The 5,301-nt window shown below is 67.6% G+C and carries 7 protein-coding genes; 5 read left to right on the forward strand and 2 right to left on the reverse strand.

Annotation, left to right across the window (positions count from 1 at the left end):
- The first annotated feature begins 163 nt into the window (after nucleotides 1–163).
- Both AC08OU_RS22245 and AC08OU_RS22250 read left to right on the forward strand, forming a co-directional pair.
- A complete protein-coding gene (locus tag AC08OU_RS22245) occupies nucleotides 164–463 on the forward strand; it encodes a type II toxin-antitoxin system VapB family antitoxin (protein ID WP_476605693.1) in 300 nt (99 codons plus the stop codon).
- Nucleotides 464–471: 8 nt separating this feature from the next.
- Nucleotides 472–1,131: a LytR C-terminal domain-containing protein gene (locus AC08OU_RS22250; RefSeq protein ID WP_476605694.1), complete on the forward strand. Its 660-nt coding sequence runs from the start codon at nucleotides 472–474 to the stop codon at nucleotides 1,129–1,131.
- Nucleotides 1,132–1,196: 65 nt separating this feature from the next.
- Here AC08OU_RS22250 and AC08OU_RS22255 read toward each other — a convergent pair whose 3' ends face one another.
- Nucleotides 1,197–2,006, reverse strand: coding sequence for a DUF4184 family protein (locus tag AC08OU_RS22255; RefSeq protein WP_476605695.1), 810 nt, complete (start codon nucleotides 2,004–2,006; stop codon nucleotides 1,197–1,199).
- Nucleotides 2,007–2,195: 189 nt separating this feature from the next.
- Between AC08OU_RS22255 and AC08OU_RS22260 the strand changes: the two genes are divergently transcribed.
- Nucleotides 2,196–2,846, forward strand: a complete 651-nt coding sequence (locus tag AC08OU_RS22260) for a QsdR family transcriptional regulator (protein WP_476605696.1) — start codon at nucleotides 2,196–2,198, stop codon at nucleotides 2,844–2,846.
- Nucleotides 2,847–3,075: 229 nt separating this feature from the next.
- Here AC08OU_RS22260 and AC08OU_RS22265 read toward each other — a convergent pair whose 3' ends face one another.
- Complete coding sequence (locus AC08OU_RS22265) at nucleotides 3,076–3,384, reverse strand: hypothetical protein (protein WP_476605697.1); 309 nt, start codon at nucleotides 3,382–3,384, stop codon at nucleotides 3,076–3,078.
- Nucleotides 3,385–3,535: 151 nt separating this feature from the next.
- On the opposite strand from AC08OU_RS22265, the gene AC08OU_RS22270 reads away from it, so the two are divergent.
- Both AC08OU_RS22270 and AC08OU_RS22275 read left to right on the forward strand, forming a co-directional pair.
- Complete coding sequence (locus AC08OU_RS22270) at nucleotides 3,536–5,056, forward strand: Eco57I restriction-modification methylase domain-containing protein (RefSeq protein WP_476605698.1); 1,521 nt, start codon at nucleotides 3,536–3,538, stop codon at nucleotides 5,054–5,056.
- A partial coding sequence (locus AC08OU_RS22275; RefSeq protein ID WP_476605699.1) for a hypothetical protein occupies nucleotides 5,053–5,301 on the forward strand: 249 nt, incomplete at its 3' end. The genes AC08OU_RS22270 and AC08OU_RS22275, both read left to right, overlap by 4 nt.

Raw genomic sequence — 5,301 nt, forward strand, 5'->3', positions numbered from 1 at the left:
GGGAATTCCAAAACAGGCTCTCAGAGGTTCCGCGGGGTCCCCACCGAGCCTGCCGCAGTGGGCGAGAGGTTCAGGAACCGGCTCCGAGCGAGTGGCAACCCGTTTGACCCGGCCGGACGCTCGAGGGCCCCACCCGGTTTCCCGACCTCCTACAATCACCGGGGTGATTTTCAAGGCAGTCGGCGATGGGCGCCCGTACCCGGAACACGGGTACACCACGCCCAAGCAATGGGCCGACGTGCCGCCACGTCAGGTGCGGCTGGACGAGCTGGTGACGACGAAGCGCACCCTCGACCTGAGTGCCCTGCTGTCGGAGGACTCGACGTTCTTCGGTGACCTCTTCGCCCACGTCGTGCAGTGGCGCGACACGCTGTACCTGGAGGACGGCTTGCACAGAGCAGTGCGCGCAGCCCTCGCCCAGCGCCCGGTGCTCCACGCCCGGGTCCTGAACCTGGACGAGTAGGAACGGCCGTGGTCGCGGGCTTCGGGGAGCCGGGCGACGAGACGGACGGCGGAGACGGCGCGACCGTCGGATCGGGAGACGACACTCCCGGACGGTCGGGCCGCGACGTGTTGCCGGGCGATCTCGGCCGGCGACTCGAGCGGCGCCATGCCTGGACGTTCGCGGTCGTGGTCGCGCTGGTGCTGGCGACAGGAATCGCGGCAGGCGGGCACTGGATGCGCTGGTGGACGTTCGGGGAGGAGACCGCCCACGCGCGCCCCACACCCTGTCCCCGGCAGCGGGCGACCGATCCGGCCCGGGTGACCGTCAACGTCTACAACGGGACGGGACGGGTCGGCCTGGCGCGCGCCGTCGCCGCGGAACTGAAGGCGCGCGGGTTCCGGGTGGCCGCGGTCACGAACGACACGAGCGGCCGGGTGATCACCGGCGTCGCCGCCGTCCGGCACGGGCCCGTGGGGGAACTGGCCGCGCAGACCGTCTCCGCGCAGCTCGTCGGCCAGTTCACGCTGGAGGACGACGGGCGCACCAGCCGCACCGTGGACCTCGTGATCGGGCCGGCCTACCAGGCGCTCAAGCCACGCCCGGAGGCGAGCAAGGCCATCGCGCCCGTGCCGGCGCCGGCGCCGGCGCCGGCGCCGGAGGGATGCGTCCCGGCCACGCCGGGATGAGCAATGGCCGACACGCGGACCGATGCAAATCGACCCGACGCAAAATAAACGCAAATAGGTAGGTATCACCGGGCGCGTGGACTCGCCGTCCACCGCCGCCTCCGCACCGCCCACCAGGCCGCGAAGACGAACAGGACCGTGGCGCCGGCCGAGCCGCCACGCGTCACCGCGAGGAACGCCGCCCGGCGGTAGTCGGGGCCCGCGGGGGAGCTCAGCGGCACGAGCGCCGCCGCGACGGCGGCGGCCAACGTCACCACGACGACCGCCACCCAGACGCCGGCCGCGACGGCCTCCCGGGGCACCGCAGGGGCCCGCACGACCTGCGGCGACGCCGGCGTCCGCCGCCACCACGCCCGCAGGTACAGGGCGATGGCGACGCCCCCGACGACGCCGCTGCCGTACTGGGCGTAGCGGTATCCCGGCATCGGCCCGTACGTCTCGGCCAGCCACGTGACGTGCCGCTCGCCCCACTCACCGGAGTGGGTGAAGGCGTCCCAGGCCACGTGCGTCAGGGCACCCACGCAGAGCGACAGGACGACGAGCCCCCAGCCCGCGGGACGGCCGAGCAGGCGGCGCGGGCCAGCGGGCTGATCCGGGCGCAGCCGTGCCCGCACGCCCGGCGGGGCGATCGCGGCCGCCGCGGGCCCGAAGAGTCCCTGCCAGGCGATGAGGGCGATCAGGCCGAGGACGAGGTCGATGGTGAGGACACCCGCCAGCGAGTGCGTCACGTGCCGGTCGACCGGGAGCGCCACGTAGTACGGGATGTCGGGCGACATGCTGCCGATCACGAGCGCCGACGGGACGAGCCCGCCCGCACGCGTCCCCACGCCGAGGAACGGCAGGATCGCGGCGGGATGGCTTCCGGTGAAGGGCACGGTTCCTGCCTACCAGGCCCGTCGCCGGTGCTCGCGGAGAACTGAGCCACAGCCCGCCGATTGTCCGGGCCAACGGGGACGGCGTCGGCAAGGTGCCGGATAAACACGCGTCAAGGTGGCATTTCGGGCATAGTACCTAGAGTCCCCTCAGCGGCCTGCGCCGCCGTCATGGGTCCCGATGCGTCCCCGGTGAACCGTCACCAGCGCGCCCGGCCCACGGCACGGCGCCTGCCCGGCAACGGCGCGGAGGTGCTACCCCAGGTGAACCCACGGCGTACGGCGTCCTCGCGCGCCACCGGCCCCGACGACGTCGTCGAGGCGGCGATGCGCTCGTACCTGCTCAGCGAGCCGCTGGACATGTCGGCGCTCGCGACGGAGCTGGGTATCGGCCGGGCGACCCTGTATCGCTGGGTGGGGAATCGCGAGGAGCTGCTGGCGAGGGTGCTGGCGGAGTACACCGAACGCACGTTCCGCGAGGCGCTGAGCGAGTCGTCGGGCGAGGGTGTGGAGCTCGTCCTCGACGTCCTGCGCCGGTTCATGGCCATTGTCGGGTCGGCCGAACCGCTCGCGGCACTCACCCAGCGAGAGCCGCTGCTGTTCATCCGGCTGGCCATGCCGGCCGGCGTCGTCGAGGAGCGCGCCGCCATCTTCCTCGCGGACCTGCTGGAGCGGGAGGCGGCCGCCGGGCGCCTGACCCTGAACCTGCCGTCCCAGGTGATGGCGGGCGCCTTGGTGCGACTGTGCGACGTCCACCTGTACCCGCCACTGCTCGGCGGCGGCGAGCCGCAGGTCGGCGCGGCGCTGGACCTGGCCGGGATGCTCCTGCGGGCCCACCCGTGAAACGCGACGACGCCCGGTGCCCCTCGGTCGCGGGCGCCGGGCGTCGTGCCTGGTCAGATGGCGGTGGCGGTCGGATTTGAACCCCACGGAGGAGTTGCCCCCTCACACGCTTTCGAGGTCTGCGCTTGATCGTCCGCGAGCGTTCGCCCGTGCTCGGCACCGCCTGCGAGCCGCTCTCCAACCGCTCGCGGACGACGCCGGACGCCAGCGAATGAGACTAGAACGGAGACTACGGACGGTCCCATCGCTGCTGCGCCGCCTGGCGGGTGGTGCCGAGCCTGGAGGCGATCTCACCCCACGAGTATCCGAAGCTGCGGAGCCCGTCAACGGCGGCTTGGGTCGCGGCGTCCAGCTCGTCCCGCAGCGCCAGCAGCTCGCCGAGTCCCTCGACGTCACCGCCGGCGACCCGGTGGCCGTGAGCCCGGATGACCCGGCGGGCGAAGGCGGCGTACCCACAGGTGCGGAGGCAGCTCCCGGATGCAACCCGCCAAGTCGGAGTTTGACGCTGAGACCGCCCGCGGTAGCTCAAGGTGAGCACCGGCACCTCAGGTTAAAGATCAAGCTCAGGGGTGATTCGGCCTCGTGCGTCACTCAGAGCACTATCTGGCAGCCCCGAGCGGACCGGTCGGAGTGAGGGCTCGACTCCGGGGGCGCCGACGCGGTCTCGCGCGGGATCAACGAACTTGGGGGTGCCCGGCGATAGCTTGGCCTTCGTGACAGACAGCCTTATCGAGCAGGCGGAGCGGAATCGCTTGGCAGCCCTGGCAAGCCGCGATGCAACCAGGCAGGACGCACTTGGCCAGTTCTTCACCCCGTCGCGCGCGGCGTCGCTCATCGCGACGATGCCCCAGTTCGTCGAATCCGGCGAGCTTCGCGTGCTCGATCCTGGAGCCGGCTCGGGTATGTTGACGGCGGCCCTGGTATCACGCCTCCTGGCCGAGCGCCCGACGCTCGCGATTCACGTAGTGGCTGTCGAGTGCGACGAGACCGTCATCCCGTATCTCCGTGACACGCTCGAAGCCTGCAAGGTCGCCGGCGAAGGGCGCGTTACGTGCGATGTCCTCCAAGACGACTTCATTATGGCCTCGACAGGCCTTGCGCCCGATCCAAGATTGTTCGATCACGACCTTGTTATCCAAAATCCACCGTATGCAAAATTGGCTGCATCATCACCGCACCGCACGGCAGTGCGTGAGGCCGGAGTGGACGCACCGAACCTCTATGCAGCCTTCTTGGCTCTTGCGTCTGCGGCTCTCCGCCCCAGCGGTCAATTGGTGGCAATCACGCCTCGCTCGTTCTGCAATGGTCCCTATTTCGGAGATTTCCGAGCATATCTACTTGACAAGATCGCCCTCGATCGGGTGCACGTATTCGAGTCCCGCTCAACTGTTTTCGCGGACACGGGCGTCCTGCAGGAAAATGTCATATTCTGCGGCACGAAACACGGAGATAGAAACTCGGTCATCTTGTCAGTGAGCACTGGTCATGAGGACGACGCGACACACCGCGTTGTCCCCTACCACGATGTGGTGCACTTGGACGATCCTCAGCGGTTCATTCGAATTTCCACAAAGGACGAAGACACAGCGGTTGCTGAGTTGATGATGTCGCTGCCGCACACTCTGAGCGACCTCAATTTGCAGGTCTCGACCGGAAGGGTAGTTGACTTTCGATCTCGTCACGCGCTGCTATTTCAAGCGACACCTGATGCGTATCCCTTGATTTATCCTGGCAATCTTCGTCGGGGGGCCTTCGAATGGCCACGCGACGGGATCCGTAAGGCCCAATGGTTTGCGCCATCGGATGCCAAGGATACCAATCTGCTAATGCCCGAGGGATGGTATTGCGTGGTAAAGCGATTCTCCGCTAAGGAGGAGAGGCGACGTATCGTTGCATCGGTATGGTCACCAGTGGAGATTCCGGGTCCGATCGCTTTTGAGAACCTGAATATTTTTCACTCCAAGGGCGCAGGGCTTGACGAGCTCATGGCGCGCGGTCTTGCAATGTGGCTAAACTCCTCCGTGGTGGATAGCTTCTTCCGCACATTTTCAGGACATACGCAGGTGAACGCAACGGACCTGCGTACGTTGCGGTTCCCAGCAAGTGAGACGCTCCGACGTCTCGGCGAATCTGCCGCCGCTGCCGCATCTCAGACAAAAATAGACGAGATCATCTCTCGCGCCGTGATTGATATTGGGCGCGTCGCGTGAGTATCGCGAACCGTATCCTTGAGGCTCGCCGACTTCTCGAGATTCTCGGAATGGACGCTGAGCGGTCGAACGAACGATCAGCGCTTGTGCTGCTAGCTCTACTTTCGCTGCGACCTGATGACCCGTGGTCCGAAGCAAGCAACCCGATGTTGGGCACTCGAGCAATAATGGACTGGATTCGCGACGAGTATGAGAAGGATTACGCCCCGAACAGTCGGGAGACCGTGAGGCTTATGCGAAACCCT

The organism is Frankia sp. CcMO1 (assembly GCF_977945845.1).